At 40.2% G+C, this 19,775-nt stretch carries 19 protein-coding genes and 1 riboswitch; of the genes, 7 read left to right on the top strand and 12 right to left on the bottom strand.

The window, feature by feature from the left end; genetic code table 11:
• Positions 1-127: 127 nt before the first annotated feature.
• The 4 genes from GPDM_RS12800 to GPDM_RS12785 all read left to right on the top strand — a co-directional run bounded on the left by GPDM_RS12800 (position 128) and on the right by GPDM_RS12785 (position 3,637).
• On the top strand, positions 128-823 hold the full coding sequence (locus tag GPDM_RS12800; protein WP_008431990.1) for a DUF1538 domain-containing protein: 696 nt from the start codon (positions 128-130) through the stop codon (positions 821-823).
• The gene (locus tag GPDM_RS12795; RefSeq protein ID WP_008431988.1) at positions 820-1,548 is read left to right on the top strand and encodes a DUF1538 domain-containing protein; all 729 of its coding nucleotides are present in this window, start codon (positions 820-822) and stop codon (positions 1,546-1,548) included. The genes GPDM_RS12800 and GPDM_RS12795 overlap by 4 nt, the downstream gene beginning before the upstream one ends.
• On the top strand, positions 1,545-2,252 hold the full coding sequence (locus GPDM_RS12790) for a P-II family nitrogen regulator (protein WP_008431986.1): 708 nt from the start codon (positions 1,545-1,547) through the stop codon (positions 2,250-2,252). Before GPDM_RS12795 ends, GPDM_RS12790 begins: the two co-directional genes overlap by 4 nt.
• A gap of 194 nt (positions 2,253-2,446) precedes the next feature.
• Entirely contained in the window at positions 2,447-3,637 is a 1,191-nt protein-coding gene (locus tag GPDM_RS12785; RefSeq protein ID WP_008431983.1) for a CDP-glycerol--glycerophosphate glycerophosphotransferase, read from the top strand.
• A gap of 67 nt (positions 3,638-3,704) precedes the next feature.
• Here GPDM_RS12785 and GPDM_RS12780 read toward each other — a convergent pair whose 3' ends face one another.
• Positions 3,705-4,460, bottom strand: coding sequence for an exodeoxyribonuclease III (locus GPDM_RS12780; protein WP_008431981.1), 756 nt, complete (start codon positions 4,458-4,460; stop codon positions 3,705-3,707).
• 241 nt (positions 4,461-4,701) lie between these two features.
• On the opposite strand from GPDM_RS12780, the gene GPDM_RS12775 reads away from it, so the two are divergent.
• On the top strand, positions 4,702-5,979 hold the full coding sequence (locus GPDM_RS12775; RefSeq protein ID WP_008431980.1) for an MFS transporter: 1,278 nt from the start codon (positions 4,702-4,704) through the stop codon (positions 5,977-5,979).
• A gap of 63 nt (positions 5,980-6,042) precedes the next feature.
• On the opposite strand, the gene GPDM_RS12770 is transcribed toward GPDM_RS12775, so the two are convergent.
• The 11 genes from GPDM_RS12770 to GPDM_RS12720 form a co-directional block, all read right to left on the bottom strand.
• On the bottom strand, positions 6,043-6,870 hold the full coding sequence (locus tag GPDM_RS12770; protein ID WP_008431979.1) for a YkuS family protein: 828 nt from the start codon (positions 6,868-6,870) through the stop codon (positions 6,043-6,045).
• Positions 6,871-6,937: 67 nt separating this feature from the next.
• Entirely contained in the window at positions 6,938-7,444 is a 507-nt protein-coding gene (gene thiW, locus GPDM_RS12765) for an energy coupling factor transporter S component ThiW (protein ID WP_008431978.1), read from the bottom strand.
• Positions 7,441-8,094, bottom strand: a complete 654-nt coding sequence (gene thiE, locus GPDM_RS12760; RefSeq protein ID WP_008431976.1) for a thiamine phosphate synthase — start codon at positions 8,092-8,094, stop codon at positions 7,441-7,443. Before thiE ends, thiW begins: the two co-directional genes overlap by 4 nt.
• Positions 8,078-8,923 (bottom strand): bifunctional hydroxymethylpyrimidine kinase/phosphomethylpyrimidine kinase, encoded by an 846-nt coding sequence (thiD, locus tag GPDM_RS12755; RefSeq protein ID WP_008431974.1) that lies wholly within the window; start codon positions 8,921-8,923, stop codon positions 8,078-8,080. Before thiD ends, thiE begins: the two co-directional genes overlap by 17 nt.
• Positions 8,920-9,705, bottom strand: a complete 786-nt coding sequence (thiM, locus tag GPDM_RS12750) for a hydroxyethylthiazole kinase (protein ID WP_008431973.1) — start codon at positions 9,703-9,705, stop codon at positions 8,920-8,922. Before thiM ends, thiD begins: the two co-directional genes overlap by 4 nt.
• A 1-nt stretch (position 9,706) precedes the next feature.
• Complete coding sequence (gene tenA / locus GPDM_RS12745; RefSeq protein WP_008431972.1) at positions 9,707-10,390, bottom strand: thiaminase II; 684 nt, start codon at positions 10,388-10,390, stop codon at positions 9,707-9,709.
• 92 nt (positions 10,391-10,482) lie between these two features.
• A riboswitch (TPP riboswitch) is annotated at positions 10,483-10,586 on the bottom strand.
• 132 nt (positions 10,587-10,718) lie between these two features.
• The gene (locus GPDM_RS12740; RefSeq protein WP_039863413.1) at positions 10,719-11,276 is read right to left on the bottom strand and encodes a hypothetical protein; all 558 of its coding nucleotides are present in this window, start codon (positions 11,274-11,276) and stop codon (positions 10,719-10,721) included.
• A 162-nt stretch (positions 11,277-11,438) separates the two neighbouring features.
• Positions 11,439-12,512, bottom strand: a complete 1,074-nt coding sequence (rlmN, locus tag GPDM_RS12735) for a dual-specificity RNA methyltransferase RlmN (protein WP_008431970.1) — start codon at positions 12,510-12,512, stop codon at positions 11,439-11,441.
• Between the two features lie 445 nt (positions 12,513-12,957).
• Positions 12,958-14,472, bottom strand: a complete 1,515-nt coding sequence (locus GPDM_RS12730) for an acetyl-CoA hydrolase/transferase family protein (protein ID WP_008431969.1) — start codon at positions 14,470-14,472, stop codon at positions 12,958-12,960.
• Positions 14,473-14,934: 462 nt separating this feature from the next.
• Complete coding sequence (locus GPDM_RS12725) at positions 14,935-15,579, bottom strand: LytTR family DNA-binding domain-containing protein (protein ID WP_008431968.1); 645 nt, start codon at positions 15,577-15,579, stop codon at positions 14,935-14,937.
• 92 nt (positions 15,580-15,671) lie between these two features.
• On the bottom strand, positions 15,672-17,174 hold the full coding sequence (locus GPDM_RS12720; protein ID WP_008431967.1) for an acetyl-CoA hydrolase/transferase family protein: 1,503 nt from the start codon (positions 17,172-17,174) through the stop codon (positions 15,672-15,674).
• Between the two features lie 322 nt (positions 17,175-17,496).
• Here GPDM_RS12720 and GPDM_RS12715 point away from each other — a divergent pair, with 322 nt between their 5' ends.
• A complete protein-coding gene (locus GPDM_RS12715) occupies positions 17,497-18,696 on the top strand; it encodes an MFS transporter (RefSeq protein ID WP_008431966.1) in 1,200 nt (399 codons plus the stop codon).
• Between the two features lie 165 nt (positions 18,697-18,861).
• Positions 18,862-19,749, top strand: coding sequence for a MerR family transcriptional regulator (locus GPDM_RS12710; RefSeq protein WP_008431965.1), 888 nt, complete (start codon positions 18,862-18,864; stop codon positions 19,747-19,749).
• Positions 19,750-19,775: the final 26 nt, after the last annotated feature.

Here is a 19,775-nt window from a genome sequence, read left to right as displayed (position 1 = left end):
TCGAGATGTTTGTAGTTTTTTTATTTAGAAAAATCGTTCCTAACACTTTTTTATCAACAAAGCAAAAGTTTACCAAAAACGACGAGAGGGAATAATGAGAGAAAAAGCAGTTAAGAAGGGATAATCGATGGACAATGTGAGAGACACTTTTAAAGAAGTTGCCGCCGCAATCCTTCCGGTTACCACTGTTGTTATTTTATTACAGCTTATTTTTATCCGAATCCCCTTTGAAGCGCTAATCCAATTTCTTGTTGGTGTTGCGTTTGTTAGCGTTGGATTTTTCTTATTTCTTATAGGTGTAAATGCCGGACTCTTGCCCATTGGTGAAATGATCGGTAGAAAACTTCCCAGTACGAAGAATGTCGGGTTAATTATCGCGACAGGTTTTTTGCTTGGGCTTGTAGTAACAATCGCAGAACCTGACGTCCGTATTCTTGCAAAACAAATCGACGAGACGTCTGAAGGAACTGTCAGTGCCACAATCCTTATTTGGTCGGTCTCACTTGGACTCGCTATTTTCGTAGCATTAGCCATGATTCGCACCATTTTCAGAATTCCCCTCCATTACTTGCTTATCGGTGGTTATACCGTGGTTTTTCTATTATCTTTTTTTGTTCCAAAAGATTTTATCGCTATTTCGTTCGATGCAGGAGGTGTGACTACAGGCCCAATGGCAGTTCCTTTCATTTTAGCGCTGGGGATTGGTGTTGCATCTGTTTTGCGCTTAGAGACTGAGAACTCTGGTGAGAAATTCGGGTTAATCGGCCTAGCATCTATCGGTCCTATCTTGGCAGTTATGTTGCTGGGGGTGTTATTCAGGTGAACATCCAAATTTTCGAAGGATTTCAAACGGTCATGCTCGAAGTTAGTATTGCACTACTTCCTTTGATAGCATTTTTTGCAGCTTTTCAAATTTTCTTATTAAAGTTACCTATGCAACGTGTTCTTCAAGTGGGACTCGGGTTTATTTTGACCTTTTTTGGTCTTTCTTTTTTTATCCAAGGCGTTCATGTCGGTTTTATGCCTATCGGAACAATGATTGGTGAAAGGCTTGGCAGTCGAGATTATAAATGGGTGTTGATCCCGATTGGCTTTGTCCTTGGATTTTCCGCTACTTTTGCGGAACCGGCAGTGAGCATTATGACAGATGAAGTCGACCAAGAAACAGGCGGCTATATTTCTCGCAAAATGATGCTCTACACCTTATCCATGGGAGTGGGCATTTCTATCGCCTTATCCATGTTACGAATTTTGACGGGTTGGTCGCTTTGGTATTTCATCATTCCTGGTTATTTATTAGCCTTTATACTCGTATTTTTTTCAACCCAAACTTTTATCGGCATTGCTTTTGATTCAGGAGGAGTGGCAACGGGTCCAATGACTGTTACATTTCTCGTTGCTGTTTCTGTAGGGATTTCATCTGTTATTAAAGGGAGTAATCCACTGACCGACGGTTTTGGCATGATTGCCCTTGTCGCTCTTACTCCAATCATTGCGGTACTTATATTGGGCATTATTTTCACTAAAAAAGGTGGGAAAAACAAATGATTCTTAATCATAGATTAATGATCGCCATCGTTAAAAGAGGCCAATCCCGCGATGTAATTGCTGCGGCTAAAAAAGCTGGAGTGGACGGGGCGACTATTATATATGGGGAAGGAATAGGACGAAATGAAAAACCAACTTTTCTCGGCTTGCCTGTAACTCACGAAAAAGACATTATCCTCTTTGCATTAGACGGTGACAGTGAGACGGCCATCGCAGAAGCTGTCGCTTCAGCTGGTAGCCTAGGAAAGTCTGGTCACGGTCTTGGCTTTACAATTCATTTGAGCAAATTGCTCGGCGTACCCCATCTCTCCCGTCGTCAAGACGATCGGAAAAGAAAGAGAGGTTTAACCAATTTGGACTCAGAAATGACAGCTTTTCAACTAATTGTCACCATTGTAAACTCAGGGGATTCCGCAGCTGTTGTGAAAGCTGCTGCAGAAGCGGGCGCAGAAGGCGGAACCATCTTAAATGGCCGTGGTACAGGCGTCAACGAACAGCAAAAATTTTTGAATTTTACTATTGATCCTGAAAAAGACATCGTACTTACATTAATTCCAAATAGCTATGCTGAAAAAGTGGTTAAAAGTATCGAACAAGCGATTGACTTAAACGCACCTGGTAAAGGGATTTCTTTTTTAATTGATGTTGAAAACGTATTTGGCGTTAACCATTCTTCTTTGCGAAATCAGAAATCTGATGTCTAAATCACTCAATTTAGACATCCGTTAATATGTCTTAAAAGCTGACTAGTCCTGAGGGCTCGCCAGCTTTTTCCTACGTACGTTCGGTGAACTCGTTGGCCAATACGCCTCAATAAATTACACGAATTCAAAATAGACAAAGAGCGCAATATATGAAAAACTAAAGAGATGATAACTAGCAGAAAGCAGGGTTTTAAATGAGTGTAGAATTAAAGGAAAAAGGCCGCTTAGATGCCTTAACTGTATTTTTCAAAGTATCAGCTGCCTATACCCTGTCTTTGTTTACCAAAAAGAAAGACAGCAAGAAAATTGTATTGGTTGGAGGAAATCTAGGAGAGAAATACGAGGATAATGCCGCAGTTTACCACAACTACTTACTAAACCACCATAAAGAACATGTGACCGCCTATTGGATGTATGACCCGAAAACCACATATGCCAAAGATCAAAAAATCGAAAATGCGGTACCACTTGGAAGTTTTAAAAACTACTTGTTGTTTTTCCAAGCTGACTACACATTTCATGGCCATTCTCTTCTTTACGATATTGCTCCAGCAGCGGATAAATTTCTTTTTCTTAACCGCAAAACAATCATTACTCACATTAGTCATGGTATTGAAGGATTTAAGAAAATACTTATCCAAAAAGAAGATGTTCCTTTATTAAAAAGAACCGATTATTTTAATTGCGCTTCTCAATACGAATATAGTTTAAAGCTACATGAATGGAAAATGCCCGAACATAAATTGATTGTTACAGGTTTTCCTCGGTTTGATCGTTATCCTCCTCAACAACCTGTTAAAGAAGTTAAAAATATCTTGATGATGATGACTTGGCGTGAATGGCTTTTTGACTTAACAAAAGAGGAATTTATCGACAGTCCTTATTTTAAAAGCATGACTGGTATATTGCAGCATGAAGGTATTCAAAAACTATTAGCAGAACACGATATTCATTTAAATATCGCGTTGCATCCTTTTATGAAAAAGTTTGAAAACTATTTTACCAATCTGTCGAACGATGAACAGCGTGTTGAATTCCTCGATTTCAACAAACAAACAATTGCACAATCTATTGATAAAAACGATATGTTATTAACCGATATCACAAGCGTCTCATGGGATTTTCTTTACTTAAACAAACCGATCATTTTCTACATGTTTGATCAACAAGAATATTTAGAGAAACGTGGAACCTACTTAAACATGGATACTGACCTTTCTGGATATAAAGCAAATTCTATCGAACACGTTTATGAATATTTGAACAAAATAGTCGAAGAAAAAATCACTTGGAATGAATGGTATCCAAAAGCAACCGATTATATCGACTACTTCGATCAAGACAATTGTAAACGTTTGACTCATCGTGTCATGAATTTACAATAGTTCCACGTGAAACGATTAAAACTAAAATAAAAGGACGCAGAAAAGCGACAGGCTTTTCTGCGTCCTTTTAACATTCTATTTGTAACTCAACAGGGCAATGATCAGAACCCCATATATCTTTGTGTATTTTCGCATTTTGAAGTTCTGGCACTAGTCGTTGAGATGCTAAGAAATAATCGATTCGCCATCCAACATTTTTCTCGCGACAGTTAGAACGGTACGACCACCAAGAATAATGCCCTTCTTCTTCTGGGTAAAAATAACGGAACGTGTCTACAAATCCACTTTCTAAAAACTGTGTCATCTTGCTTCGTTCTTCAGGTGTAAACCCAGAATTCTTTTTATTAGCTTTTGGATTTTTTAAATCTATTTCTTCGTGTGCCACGTTCAAATCCCCACATAACAATACCGGCTTATGATTGTCTAATGTTTTTACGAATGACAAAATAGCCTCTTCCCACAATAACCGATAGTCCAGACGCAACAAGCCATGCTGTGAATTCGGGGTATAAACGGTGATTACATAATAGCTATCAAATTCTAATGTAATAATTCGACCTTCTGTGTCGAGTTCTTCTAAACCCAAACCGTATTGAACTGCTACAGGCTTTTGTTTTGTGAAAATCGCTGTACCTGAATAGCCTTTTTTATGAGCGTAATTCCAATACGTATAATAACCAGGAAGATCCATCTCAATTTGTCCTTCTTGTAATTTTATTTCTTGTAAACAAAATACATCCGCATTTACTTCAGTAAAAAAATCCATAAAGCCTTTTTTCATAACTGCCCGAAGGCCGTTAACATTCCACGAAATTAACTTCAACAATTACCCCTTCTTTCTCTTTCTCAATTTTAAACGAAGCTTTACTCAGACTCAACAAATCGCCAGTAGCTACTCAATATATGTAAAATTTCTGTATTTTCTTAAATATTCTGCATCATTCATATGGAACTTCTTGTACAATAAAGCTATCTTACAAAGCACAGTGTCACTCGTCGCAAATTTGAGTCTCTTGAATGCCAACTATTCAATTGAGCTCCTCAGAGACAAAGGGGATTAAACCATGAAAAAGTATTCAAAAGAAGAGAAAAGCTGGGCATTATACGATTGGGGAAGTTCTGCTTATTCTATTATAATTACGACAGCCGTGTTCCCGATTTACTATAAAGCTTCAGCTACTGGAGCGGGTGTTAGTTTATCCGACTCTACAGCTTACTTAGGGTATACGATTGCGATCTTCACGTTCATATTAGCGATGATTGGACCTATATTAGGCACTATCGCTGATTACGAAGGCATGAAAAAGCGCTTTTTTGTTGGCTTCTTCCTACTAGGAACCATTTCAACAGCATTACTTGCTTTTATACCAAACGAAAATTGGTTGTTGATGTTAATTTGTTATGTATTCGCTGCTCTTGGCGCAACCGGTGCTAATTTATTTTATGATGCATTTATTGTCGACGTCACGACAGAAAAACGGATGAACAGCGTCTCTTCTTTTGGTTATGGATTGGGGTATATCGGCTCAACGATTCCATTTATCCTTTCGATCGCTATTATTTTACTGTCCCAAAATGGTGTATTGCCCATTTCTGTAACCATCGCTAGCCGAATCGCATTTTTAATCACAGCCATTTGGTGGGTTGTTTTCTCGATTCCAATGTTCCGTCATGTGAAACAAGTTCACTATATTAAACGAGAACCACGTCTTGTTCGGCAGAGCTTTAAGCGTCTGGGTAAAACAATTCGCGAAATCCGCCAATACCGTGCGTTAGTATTGTTTTTAATCGCTTATTTCTTTTATATTGATGGAGTCGGAACAATTATTGCTTTATCAACTGCTTATGGAACGGACCTAGGTTTGGATTCATCGAGCTTACTCATTGTTTTGTTTGTGACGCAAGTAGTTGCTGCTCCATTCGCCATCCTTTATGGACGGTTAGCAAACCGGTTTACAGGTAAAAAGATGCTGTATGTCGGCATTTGCGTTTATATTGTCATTTGCATTTACGCCTTTTTCCTTGAGACTATTACAGATTTTTGGATTCTTGCTATGCTTGTGGCAACGAGCCAAGGAGGCATTCAAGCACTCAGCCGTTCTTATTTCGGCAAGCTTGTCCCGAAAGAAAATTCCAATGAATTTTTCGGTTTTTATAATATTTTCGGAAAGTTTGCCGCTATTCTAGGACCGTTGCTTGTAGCAGTCACTTCTCAAGTAACGGGGAAATCCAATATGGGCGTGTTTAGCCTTGTTGTGTTATTTGTTATCGGACTTGTCGTCTTGTCCCGCGTACCAGAACCAAAACCTCATGAATCAATAGATGAAGTATCAAGCGTTTAAAATAATCTGCTTAAACTCAAAAAAAAGTGCCTTCCAATTAAATTGGAAGGCACTTTTTAATGATTATTTTTTATTGTGATCTTCAGTTTTTACGGTTACGTTGCCTGCATTGTCTTTTGTGACAGTGGCATCTTTTAAATCAACAACTTCCGTTCCACTTTCTTCTTTGCCTGCTTCTTTATTAGCCTTTTTGATTTCTTTTTCTACTGTTTTTTCAGCTTTTTCATGTTCTTTTTCAGCTTTTTCTTCTTGTTTTTCTTCTTTTTTCATAGCTTTTTCTTGCTCTTTTACTTCTTTTTCAATTGCTTTTTCTTGTTTTTTCACTTCTTTTTCTTCTTGTTTTTCCATACGTTTCGCTTTAAGTTCATCAGCTTTACCTTTAGCTGTTTCTTTTATGTCATTCGTTTTTTCTTTTAGTTGGTTGGCTCTTTCTTTTACTTGGTCTATTGCGCCACCCGAACCTTCAGCATTCTCTTCTTTTAACGATCCCGCTTTTTCTTTAACGATTTCTTGAAGTTCTTTGCCGCTCTTTGGCGCCAATAACAGTCCTGCTGCGGCTCCAATAAGTGCGCCGGTTGCAGCACCTGCTAGAAATCCTCCGCCTCCGCCACTTTCTTTACGCTCGGCTTCTGTAGGTTGTGGGTTATGAATTTTCCCACCGCGTACAAGACGTTCTTCTACTTCTTCTACGATTTCGTATAATGTACGACCTTTAGCTTCAACAAGCGATACGCTCATATGATAATCAGCTAAATCCTCCTGATCTCTTACAACGATTACGTCATAATCAGTCGAATCTGTCTTATCCTCTAACATATCTGCCTGATAACCCTTTTTCTCTAATGCTTCACGTACTGATGTAAATGGATGCTCAACTGCAACTTTTGCCATATTCTGTCCACTCCCTTTAATAAAGTCTATATCTATTCAGTTTCCCTAATTGGAAAATAATAAACATTCACTTAAATCCTGATCCCCATTGCCATACTTCGAGTGTATTGACTTTGCGCAATCGCACGATCAATACCATACCTAATAGGGCCCCCGTCAAGCTAGAGATGAAAAAAGGAGGGATAAAAAACAAAGCTCCAAATTCTGTGCCTAATAAAAGTCGGGCGTATGGTACTGCGATTAACGACGCAATTAGACCTGTCCCTACCACTTCACCAAGTGCAGCGAACCAAACTTTGCCGAACTTGACATATAGAACGCCTGCCAAAAATGCACCAATCATGCCTCCTGGAAAAGCTAACAATGAACCTGTGCCAGTTAACACGCGAACAACACCGGTCAAAAAAGCGATTAATACTGCTGGACCTGGTCCAAAGAGAATTGCCGCAATCACATTAATTGCGTGTTGAATTGGATACGCACGGGCAATACCTGCAGGAAAATAAACAAAAGCAGAACCTGCCACTCCTATCGCAACAAACATAGCCATTAAGATTAGTTTTTTTGTGTTCATCTTTCGATTCCTTCCCTACAAGATAATTGAAAAGCTTTTACTTGCTCGGCAATATCTTTTGCGTTCGTTATAGCCGAAATAACCGCAATCCCTGATGCACCTGCTCGCCACACTTGATCAGCGTTTTCTGGTGTAATTCCTCCAATGCCTACAATTGGCAAATGAGGATATTCCTGTTTAACTTCTATAATTCCTGCGACTCCTGCAGGCTTTTTTGCATCCGCTTTAGACGTCGTACCAAAAACCGGGCCCATTCCAACATAATCAGCACCCGCTTGAATAGCCAGCCTTGCTTCCTCTACAGAATGTACAGAAACACCTAACAACTTTTCTTCTCCAATCAGTTGACGTACTTGAAAAGCTGTTTCGTCATCTTGACCTACATGAACGCCAGCAGCATCAATACTACATGCTAATTCCACATCATCATTAATGATAAATGGCACTGAATAGCTTTGGCATAATTGCTGACACCTCAATGCAAAATTTCGTAAAGCATGACCCGTTAAAGCTCCCGTGCCTTTTTCACGCAACTGAAAATGCGTGATACCTCCTTCTAGCGCTTCTTCTAATGCAGTTAAAGGAGCTTTTGCCTTCAAATTTTGAGAACCCATTACAAAGTAAATGGCGGGTTTATTGGAAAACCTCAATTTTAGTTACCTCCATCTTTTCACTTCTTCTCAGTTGGTAAGCTCCGTGATTTGTAGGACCGTGCCCATTGCCGATATTCAGTGGCTCGTTAAGCGCCGCTTGGATAAATTCCTTCGCTGTCAAAATTGCTTTTTTAAGGTCTTGACCTTTAGCAAGCTGTGCCGTTACTGCCGCGGCGAATGTGCAACCTGTACCATGTGTTTGGTTTGTCGAAATGCGAGCGGCGCGATACACTGCCGATTCGCCGTTCATATGCAGAAAATAATCTTCTGCATATTTTGAATCAGTTGCATGCCCGCCTTTTATGACCACCGCTTGTGCTCCTAATGATAAAATCTGCTCGGCTGCTCGGCGTCGACTAAAAACATCCGTAATCGAAATACCGGTTAACGCTTCTGCTTCCGGAATGTTGGGTGTGACAAGAAACGCCAAAGGCAATAAATAATTTTTTAATGCTTCTACTGCGGCAGGCTGTAATAAATTTGCACCACCTTTAGCAATCATAACTGGATCGACGACTAAATTTTCCCACCCATAGTGTCGGATTGCATTTGCGGTTTCTTGAATTATTTCAGGATTAAATAGCATGCCCGTTTTCAAAGCGCTGATGTCAAAATCATCACCTACTGCTGCTAATTGAGTTTGAATCGCTCCTGTCGACATCGGATAAATTGCGCTAACACCCATTGTGTTTTGAGCTGTGACCGCCGTGATGGCAGAAGTCCCATAAACACCTAGTTCTTGAAAGGTTTTTAAATCGGCTTGAATGCCAGCTCCTCCTCCTGAATCTGAACCCGCTATTGTCAAAGTTTGTGGTGTTTTTTTCATACCGTCTCCTCCTGTAAAGAAATTCGCTGACTTACTTCCCTGTCGGTCAAGCTAGCTAATCGATTCATAAAAGCTTGCTGAAAATCTCCAGGCAGCTGTGCATCTCGACGAGCTTGTTCCCCCGCAATTGCGTAAAAACGTAAAACATCACGAACAGTTTCTACCGGTTTTTTAGTAGAAACAGCAAGACCCGCAGCAACTACACTACTCAATAAACAACCTGTACCTGTAATAGACGCCATAAGTGGATCTCCATAAGGAATTTCAATAACAGATTCTCCGTCCGTCACAATATCTATTGGCCCTGTGACCGCTATGATCACTTCTAATTTTTTTGAAGTGACAACAGCAAGCTCCTTAACGTCTATGAGCCCTTCTCCTGCGTCCACACCTTTTGACTCCCATTGTTCCCCTGCTATTGCCGCAAGCTCTCCTGCGTTGCATCGAAGCACATTAACGTATACTGTACCTAAAATTTCACGAACAGCGTTTAGACGAAAGCCACTTGCCCCTGCTCCAACGGGATCTAACACAACTGGAATGCCCAATTGATTCGCCCGTTTCCCCGCAAGCAACATGCTTTTTAATGACTCTGTATGCAAGGTTCCGATATTTAATGACAACGCTTGAGATAATGCTGCCAGTTCTGCCGCTTCTTCTGGTGCTTCCCCCATAATTGGTGACGCACCAATTGCTAAAAGACCATTCGCTTGAAAATTAGATACCACATGATTGGTAATACAATGCACCACTGGATTTTGCTCTTTTATAAGCTGAATCATATTAGACACCTACTTTTTCAATCGCTTCTATAGACCACGTTTCTTTTCTCCACGCTTGATCCCAGAAGTTCAATTCGTAATAACTGCTCTTTTGGAAATGGTCTTTTAGTTCTTTGCGACGTGTTTCTGGCAATCCTTCCGCTAACCGATTCATCCGTTCGATTTGTTCACGAACAAGTTCACCGAATTCCTCAGAACCGTAAGTTTCAATCCAGCGATCGTAAATCGGATGGTCTGGTTCTGCATTTTTCAAACGTTCTCCGATTTCGTAGTACAGCCAATAACACGGTAAAATGGCGGCTAATACATCTGCTAATTCTCCTGCAGATGCGCGATACATATGAGATACATATGCATATGCAGTCGGGGAAGGTTGGAATTCTAACCAATCTTTTTCCGTAACATCTAAAATTTTCATAAAGGATTGGTGTAAAGATAATTCAGCCGTACTTGTATGTGATGCATGAATCGCAAAACGTTGCGCTGTTTCTAAGTCTTTTGCTTTTGATGCACCAAGTGCTTGAATTTTTGCGAAATGTGATAAGTAATAAGCATCTTGCATGACGTAAAAACGGAATATATCGACCGGCAATGTCCCATCTTCAATTCCTTTAACAAACGGATGATCAAAACTTGCCTGCCATAGGTGGTCACATTCTTTTCTTACTTCTTTACAAAAAGTCATTTCTCCATCTCCCTTTTTTATGTTCATTTACACAAAATAAAAACGCCGCTCCCCAATAAAGGGAAGCGGCGTATGCAGTCGATAAGAAAATAGCAGACAGTCCGCCACTTCCCTCCGCTGGTATGATCCAGATCAGGTTCAAAGGGTCCGAGCTTATGCTCGTCTCAGCCGATATCCGGCTCCCCTAGTGGTGTTTTTATTTATGTTTTCGAAATCACTATATCATAGATTCAGAAAATTCTACAGCTTTTATAAAACTCTTCTTAACGTTAAAAGGTACAAAACTAAATTTTTATCGCTACTATTCTACATTCGATTTTACTAGATATTAATCAATCAATACTTCTATTTCTTTTTCATTTTCTTCTACCAGCTTTTCTATTAAATCATTGTATTCTTCTCCAAATTTCTCAATCCATTTTGGATCATTAATGTTTCCACCACCTAATTTCTCTTCAAGATACGTATTGATATAAGCACTTTGTTGATTGAGCTTTTTAGCGTATTGTTGTTGAAATTCTTCGGGTGTCATATCTAATTTTTTCGCTTGAGCGATGGCATATTTACGAACTTGTTTACTGCCTTCATCTTTTGTGTTTTCAGGAGGAAGTTTTTCAAAATCATCCTGACTTTCTTCAGCCATTAAGTGAGGAGAAATATCAAGATTCATTTCTTGTACTTCTTGTTTGATCAGTTCTGTCACTATTACCGAATCCAAATAATCTAATGCTTTATCATCTGGATATAAAAAGCGCAAATCACCTATCGTAATTTCATGATTATTTACAATAGCCGCTACTTCATTATCCTCATACGTTGAAATACCGTTACAACTAGCTAATATGGTTGCTCCGAGCAAAACCCCTATGCACAGAATCTTCTTCAATACCCCACTCCCTTTTAGTAGCTTAAGGTTAACGTATTCACCCTATAAAGATGGATACGCTCTTAACGTTCAATAAGTTTCATAAATTAAACAAAAAAGACCACAAACAACTCGAGTTGTTTGTGGTCTGAGGTTCCTGAACATCAGGAACACTGTTGTTTATTAAACTGTTACTTCTTTTTTATCTTTTTTGATTTGTTTGCTTCGTAATTGACCACAAGCAGCATCGATGTCGGCGCCTTGTTCGTGACGTACGCCACAGTTGATGCCTTTTTTCTTCAATGCATCATAGAAGGCACTGATTGCTTCTGGTGTACTTTGTTGATATTGATCGTGCTCATCAACAGAGTTGTACGGAATCAAGTTAACGTATGACAAGTGACGCTTATCTTCTAGCAATTTCGCCAGTTGATTTGCTTCTTCGACATGGTCATTCACATCACGCAATAAAATATATTCAAACGTGATACGACGGTTCGATTTCTCCAAATAGTAATCGATAGAAGCCATTAGCTTCTCGATTGGATACGCTTTGTTAATTTTCATGATGCGCGTACGCAATTCATTTGTTGGAGCATGAATTGAGATTGCAAGGTTTACTTGCAAGCCTTCGTCTGCGTAGTCATAAATTTTCGGTACAATACCACTTGTAGATACGGTAATGTGGCGAGCTCCAATAGCCAAGCCTTTTTGAGAATTGACAACTTTTAAGAAGTCCATCAAATTCGTATAGTTATCGAATGGTTCACCAATACCCATAACTACGATATGACTTACACGTTCTTCTTTTTGTTGTGTATCAAAATGCGCTTGTACTTGCATAATCTGCTCAACAATTTCGCCCGCATTTAAATCGCGGCTCTTTTTCAATAGTCCGCTGGCACAGAAACTACAGCCAATGTTACAACCAACTTGTGTTGTTACGCAGACAGAATTTCCGTATTTAAAGCGCATCAATACCGTTTCGATCAAGTTGCCATCTTGCATTTGGAAAAGGAACTTGATTGTGCCGTCTGCAGATTCTTGTTTAACTGTTTCTTTTAACGTACGAATCGCAAAGTTGTCTTCAAGTAGTTGAATACACTCTTTCGAAAGATTGTTCATTTCCGCAAATTCAGTGACACGTTTAATATACAACCAATCCCATACCTGCTCCGCACGGTACTTTTTCTGGCCGTTTTCTAAAAACCATTCTTTTAACTGGTCTATCGTTAATCCATAGATGGAATTTTTCATTTTAGAACCCTCATTTCAAATTTCACAATTGCTTATTATAATACTAAAAATAACGCTTGACAACAACTATTTTTGTTTAGACAGAAAAATCTGATTAAATAATCCAGTCATATCAAGGGCTCAAGAAATAATTTGGGTAAAAAGAATGGTATTCTCTAAGCTCAATTCCCTATTTTATAGATTAGCATGAGAAAAACCAGGCGCTTTTAGCAAACCTGGTTGGGGTGAATTATTAATAAATTGAGCTATGCGGCTGAAAAAACGCCGCTTCGCCAGAGTCTCTTATGCCCGTCAGAGCTACACGGGAGCCTCCGCTTTTCTTTTTGTCTAGCTCCAGCGCCCAGATTCTAGGGTCATAAGCCACTCTAGCTGTGCGGCTGAAAACACGCCGCTTCGCCAGAGCGTCTTATGCCCGTCGAATCTACACGGGAGCCTCCGCTTTTCTTTAGACTAATTGCTCTTTTTTTTGTAGCATGGTGCCATTTTTTGCTAGGTCTGTATGCCACGAGAAAGCTTTTTCTAATACGTGCGGTGTTTGTCCGCCGCGTGTTAATGCTTCATCGTAATACTCACGAAGTTGAGTTCGATACATCGGATGTACACAGTTAGCCAAAATCACTTCTACACGCTCACGCGGCGCAAGTCCACGAAGATCGGCATAGCCTTGTTCAGTTACTACTACGTCCACATCGTGTTCTGTGTGATCTACATGAGAAACAAACGGCACGACACTTGAGATGTTGCCGCCTTTCGCAATTGATTTCGTAACAAAAATCGCCAAGCGCGAGTTTCGAGCAAAATCACCGGAACCGCCGATGCCATTCATCATTTTTGTACCCGATACATGTGTTGAGTTAACGTTTCCATACATATCAAATTCTAATGCCGTATTGATCGCTATTAATCCGAGTCGACGGATAATTTCAGGATGATTGGAAATCTCTTGTGGCCGCATTACGATTTTGTTGCGGTAATTTTCAAATTCTCCGTAAACTTGTTTCATTTTTGGTTCGGATAACGTAATCGAACAACATGATGCAAAGCTTACTTTTCCGGCATCCATCAAATCAAAAACAGCGTCTTGCAATACTTCTGAATACACTTCTAAATCTTCGAATTCAGAATCAATCATGCCATGTAGAACTGCATTAGCGACTGATCCAATACCTGACTGCAATGGAGCCAATTTCTCCGTTAAACGTCCTGACCGGACTTCCGAACGTAAAAATTCGAGCAAATGATCCGCCATCATTTTTGTTTCTTCATCAGGTGACACGATAGTGGATGGTGAATCCAATTGTTCCGTGAAAACAATGCCACGGATTTTTTCCATGTCGACTGGAATACCTTTCGTTCCGATGCGTTGATCAACTGCTGTCAACGGAATTGGTAATCGTTCACCTTGTTTTCCTGTATCGTAAATATCATGAATGCCTTCAAACAATTCCGGTTGTGAGGTATTGATTTCAACGATGATATTTTTTGCGTGCTTGGCAAACACAGCAGAGTTTCCAACGGAAGTTGTCGGAATGATCATGCCGTCTTCTGTAATTGACAAAGCTTCCACAATGGCAAAGTCAATCGTTTCTGTCACACCTGTACGAATCCATTCTGCCGTATGTGATAAATGATGATCGACAAACAACATGTCACCTTCATTGATTTTTTTGCGCATGGTCGGTTCTGCTTGGAAAGGTAAGCGTTTGTTCACAATACCCGCTTCTGCAAAAAGTCGATCGATATCCGAGCCTAAAGAAGCACCAGTAAAAACGTTTACTTTAAAGCGTTCAGTTTCTGCCCGATCGACTAGCGCTAAAGGAACCGCTTTCACATCACCTGCTCGTGTAAAGCCGCTTAGGCCAAGCGTCATGCCGTCTTGTATCCATGAAGCTGCTTCTTGCGGAGTCACTACTCGTTTTTGTAACTGTTCTGCTTTGATTCGGTCTAATTTCTTTTCCATTATCTATCACTCTCTTTCACTAGTTGTTTTGGTTGTTCTTTGGATTAAATAAAGCGTTTTCATAAGCGTGTATCCGATTCAAAATCGCATCGCTTTTAAAAGGGTGTAATTTTTCATTATCTCGTAACACTTAATTATTAGATAATTTTAACTTATTCTTATGCATCATCGATTTTTACAGCGCGGAAAAGCGTTTAATGCTACAAAGCAGTAAATCGGGTGCTTTAAGCAGCATTTTTTCATCACAAATAAAAAAGCATCCATCCAAAAAATTTGGAAAGATACTTTTTCTTTGTGGCGATGCGATGTCGGAGCTAACCGGCTGCTTTCGCTTTTCTCTTTGTCTAGCTACAGCAGCCAGCTCCTCGGGTCATAAGTCGTTCTGGCTGTGTGGCTGGAAATACGCCACTTCGCCAGACCGTCTTATGCCTGTCGGAACTAACCGGCTGCTTTCGCTTTTCGTTAGAACCCTAGAAGTTTTCTGAAGTAACTTGAATAGGATTGGCTGACGGGGATTTTTACGTCGTTGTCCATTGCCAACATGAATGTCGAGTGTGTATCTGGGTAAATTTCTTTTATGTGATGCACATTAACGATAAACGATCGATGACAACGGATAAACGATTCACGTGGCAACAAAAATTCAAATTCCTGAAGTGAGTTTTTATTTGTTCCGGAATATCCTTCTGCGTACACATGCGTTTTACGATCCTTCACTTCCAAATACTTTACTTCTGTAAACGGAATCGGCTTCCAGCCATCTGGACTTTTTACCGTAACCACCGATTTCCCTTCTGTGAATGCCGGATAGATGGCCATGACACAACCTTGAAGCTCGCCTTCATGTTCAAATGGCACCGCCATCCCGTGATATGGTACACCAAAAAGTTCTCGATTGATAAACTCAGACGTTTTTTGATTGGCCTGTAATGCTTTGTGGGCAATCGTTCCCGGCTTGACGGGATCTCCCGGTTGAATTTTCAAATCTACTCGTTTGCTTGGGCGATAATATATGTACTCTTTTGTATTTGTGACAGCTATTGAGATTTCATCAGAAAACAATTCTCCCATGACATCCAATAGTGAACCCAGTGTAAAGCTTTCCATCATAACCCTCCCGTTTCGAATCTATGCTTCGATTATACATGAAAATATTTTTCTACATAAAAAACCAGCCCGTAACAGGCTGGTTTCAACCGTTATTCTGATAGCAACATACTGCCGTTAGTTGCTAAATTCGCATGCCATGAAAATGCTTTTTCTAAAACATGCGGGGTTTGACCACCACGTAACAGTGCTTCCGCATAATAAGCACGCATTTGGTCTCGGTACATTGGGTGAACACAATTTTCTATAATAACAGGTACTCGTTCGCGTGGAGCCAGTCCTCGCAAATCTGCATATCCTTGTTCGGTCACTACAATGTCTACATCGTGTTCCGTATGATCAACATGCGATACAAATGGCACCACACTTGAAATAATACCTTCTTTAGCAATTGACTTCGTTACAAAAATGGATAATCGTGCATTACGCGCAAAATCTCCTGATCCACCAATACCATTCATCATTCTTGTACCCGATACATGGGTCGAATTCACATTGCCATAAATATCGAACTCTAGCGCAGTATTAATCGATATCAACCCGAGTCGGCGAATAAGTCCGGGATGATTTGTAATTTCTTGTGGACGCAAAAGAATTTTATCGCGATAGTTTTCAAAGTCTCCAAATACTTGCGCCATTTTTTCTTTTGATAAAGTGATAGAAGAAGCCGAAGCAAAATTCACTTTCCCTGCATCAATCAAATCAAAAACGGCATCTTGAAGCACTTCTGAATAAACTTCCATATCGTGAAACTCTGAATCGACCAAACCGTGGAGAACTGCGTTCGCTACTGAACCGATTCCTGACTGTAAAGGGGCAAGCTGGTTAGTTAATCGCCCTGAGGCTACTTCTGCTCGCAAGAAATCCAGTAAATGACCGGCCATCATTTCTGTTTCTTCATCTGACTGTAAAATTGTTGATGGCGAATCCGCTTGATCAGTAAACACAATACCTCTTACCTTATCTAAGTCCACCGGTATGCCGATTGTTCCAATGCGATCGTTCACACCCGTCAATGGAATCGGCGAGCGTTGACCTTGTTTGCCAGGTTCATAAATATCATGAACCCCTCTAAATAGCTCTGGCTGCGAAAGATTGATTTCAATAATGACGTTTTTCGCATGCTTCACGAAAACCGATGAGTTCCCAACAGAAGTTGTGGGAATAATCATGCCGTCTTCAGTAATTTCTAAAGCTTCAATAACAGCAAAGTCGATTGGTTCGATGACGCCTGCTCGAATCCATTCAGCTGTTTGAGACAAATGATGGTCGACAAACATGATGTCGCCATTGTTTATTTTTCTACGCATGGCGGGATCGGCCTGAAATGGCAATCGCTTATGAACGATTCCTGCTTCTGCCATTAATTTATCAACGTCTGAGCCTAAAGAAGCTCCCGTAAAGACATTTACTTTAAACTGTTCTTTTTCGGCGCGACGCACCAATGCATAAGGGATTGCTTTCGCATCTCCTGCACGCGTGAATCCACTTAATCCGAGTGTCATTCCGTCTTCTATCCAAGAAGCTGCTTCATCAGCAGATACAACTCGTTCCTGTAATTCCGTGACTTTAATACGATGAAGTTTATTGTCCATCCTTATCACCTTTCGGAGGCTTGAGTTTTTGTTAGCCTATACATTAATTATATCTTATTGCGCTCATTCTCAAGACTAGCTAGACTCCAACAGAACGGTTTCTGTCCGTATTTCTTCACATTCCTGCAACAATATGATGCGTAAAACCCTTACCCCAACACTTATTTCTTGCAATAAAAACGGGGCTTCCTTCATTCTCATTTTAGATGGAAAAAATATCAAGTCTCTTCTATTGACAATCGTTTTACAGCTGAAATAATATAGAAAAGTTGTAGAAAATAAATTCGTATAATTTTATATAGAAGAAAAGAGGCTACTTGCCATGTCGCCAGACCAAAAGAAGAAGATTTTTATTTTGATGATTAATATGTTTATCGCGGTTGCAAGTTTCGGAATTGTTATACCCATTATGCCTTCTTATCTTGTGTCCATTAACCAAGGCGGGATGGCAGCTGGCTTGATGATTGCGATCTTCGCGGCTTCCCAATTTCTTTTTTCACCGATTGCCGGTAAATGGGCAGATCAATACGGCCGCCGAAAAATGATTATTTATGGGTTACTCGGCTTAACGCTTTCTATGTTTGTGTTTTATGCTTCCGACTCTATTTGGACTTTGTATTTCTCTCGTGTTATTGGTGGAATCGGAGCGGCCATGCTTATTCCAGCTATTTTTGCTTATATTGCAGACATTACAACATTTGATCAGCGCGCAAAAGGCACAAGTCTCGTTTCTGCTTCGATGTCTCTCGGCATTGTTGTGGGGCCTGGTATTGGGGGGTTTTTAGCGGATTACTCGCTAAAACTACCTTTTCTTGTTTCTGCACTCGTTTCTTTGGCCGCCGTTATTTTCTCTATTTTATGGTTAAAGGAATATGATGCGACTGATGCCAATCCAGCACTTGCCGCTAAATTAACCGATGAAGAGTCCATGTTCACTAAAATTGGACGCTCTACGAAAATGCCGTATTTTATTCCATTAATTATTACGCTCGTTATGAGTTTTGGTTTACTAGCATACGAATCCGTCGTTGGGCTGTATTTAGACAATCAATTCAATTCTACCGCGAAAGATATCGCCGTTATGATTACCGCAACCGGAATTGTCAGCGTGATTGTGCAATTGTTTGTGGTGGACCGCATCGTTCGTCGTTATGGTGAAGTGGCGATTCTCGTTGTATTTCTCGGGGTTTCGGCATTTGGTTTCTTATTATCTCTTTTTGCCGGAAGTTATGCGATGTTCTTCGCTGTTTCGCTTGTGATTTTCTTAGCTACTTCAATTTTACGTCCTGTTTTGAATACATTAATCTCAAAAATGGCTGAAGGCGAAGTTGGGTTTGCGATGGGGATGAACAATGCCTACATGAGCATCGGCAATGTCATTGGCCCTTTACTTGCGGGTATTTTATACGATGTCAACATCGTCTTCCCGTTCATGTTAGGCCTGCTCATGCTGTTACTGACACTGTCCATTACAGTCGTTTGGCAACGTTCACGTGCCGTAAAAGCATCTACTATTGGCTAGTCACGAGTTCTCTCAGGAGAGCTCTTTTTTTGTATCGTAAACATATTTTGGAAAATTTTTTATTTTCCAAAGCTTAGCGCTTGCCTCCAGCTTTACGGGTCTATTGTTAAGTTGTATAATATTTGTACAACATCAACTATAAATCTATAGAATGAAGGTAATGCTATGTATAACATTAAAGCAGCTGCCAAAATCTTAGATATGCCGAAAGTGACAATTCGTTCGTGGGAAACGCGCTACAACGCAATTACTCCCGCCCGAACAGAATCTGGACACCGCTTGTATTCGGACCAAAATCTGGAAGATTTGAAATGGCTTAAAATACAAGTACAAGACAACGGCATGAAAATCAGTGAAGCTGTAAAAAAATTACACACTTCGCGTAAGCAATTTATCACAACGCCAGCAGACCTTTCTCTAAACGATAACTCGAAATACAGTGAACAAATCAACCAGCTTTTTCAAGCTGCCGCTGAAATGGATACGGAACGCTTTAATTATTTATTAGATTTGCACTTTTCTTTATTCCATCACCAAACTGTCTTTTTTTCAATCATTGCACCGTTGATGATTCGCATTGGCGAAGCTTGGGAAGATGGCATCATTAGCGTCGCACATGAGCACATGATCACGCATATTGTTCAGCAACGATTTAATCAGTTTTTCCGTGTGTTCCCGACCTCATCAAACTTACCAAAAGTCATGGCGCTTAGCCCAAGTGGCGAGCAACACCAATTAGGGTTGCTTTTATTTACTTTGTTCTTACGGGAAAATGGTTTTTCAGTTGTTTACATTGGGCCTGACACCCCACTCGATGGGTTAGAAGAAATGGTCGTTAAACACAACTTTAAGATAATGTGTCTATCTATCGCTTCTCCTGCATTGATGGAAGTCGCGAATCAGTATATGGATACACTTTCACAAGCTAAGCCAGAAATGCAGTTTATTCTTGGCGGTCAAGGCGTCAAAGCAAAATCGGGTGAAAATAATCGCTGGCACCTCGGTACCGATTTAAAAGTTTGGCAAAAATGGCTGACAGACCAAAAGTTTTAACTCATACAAAACGCCTCACTTAATAA

This window comes from Planococcus donghaensis MPA1U2, assembly GCF_000189395.1.
Lineage (GTDB): Bacteria > Bacillota > Bacilli > Bacillales_A > Planococcaceae > Planococcus > Planococcus donghaensis_B.
This window is presented reverse-complemented; position numbering and strand designations above follow the sequence as displayed.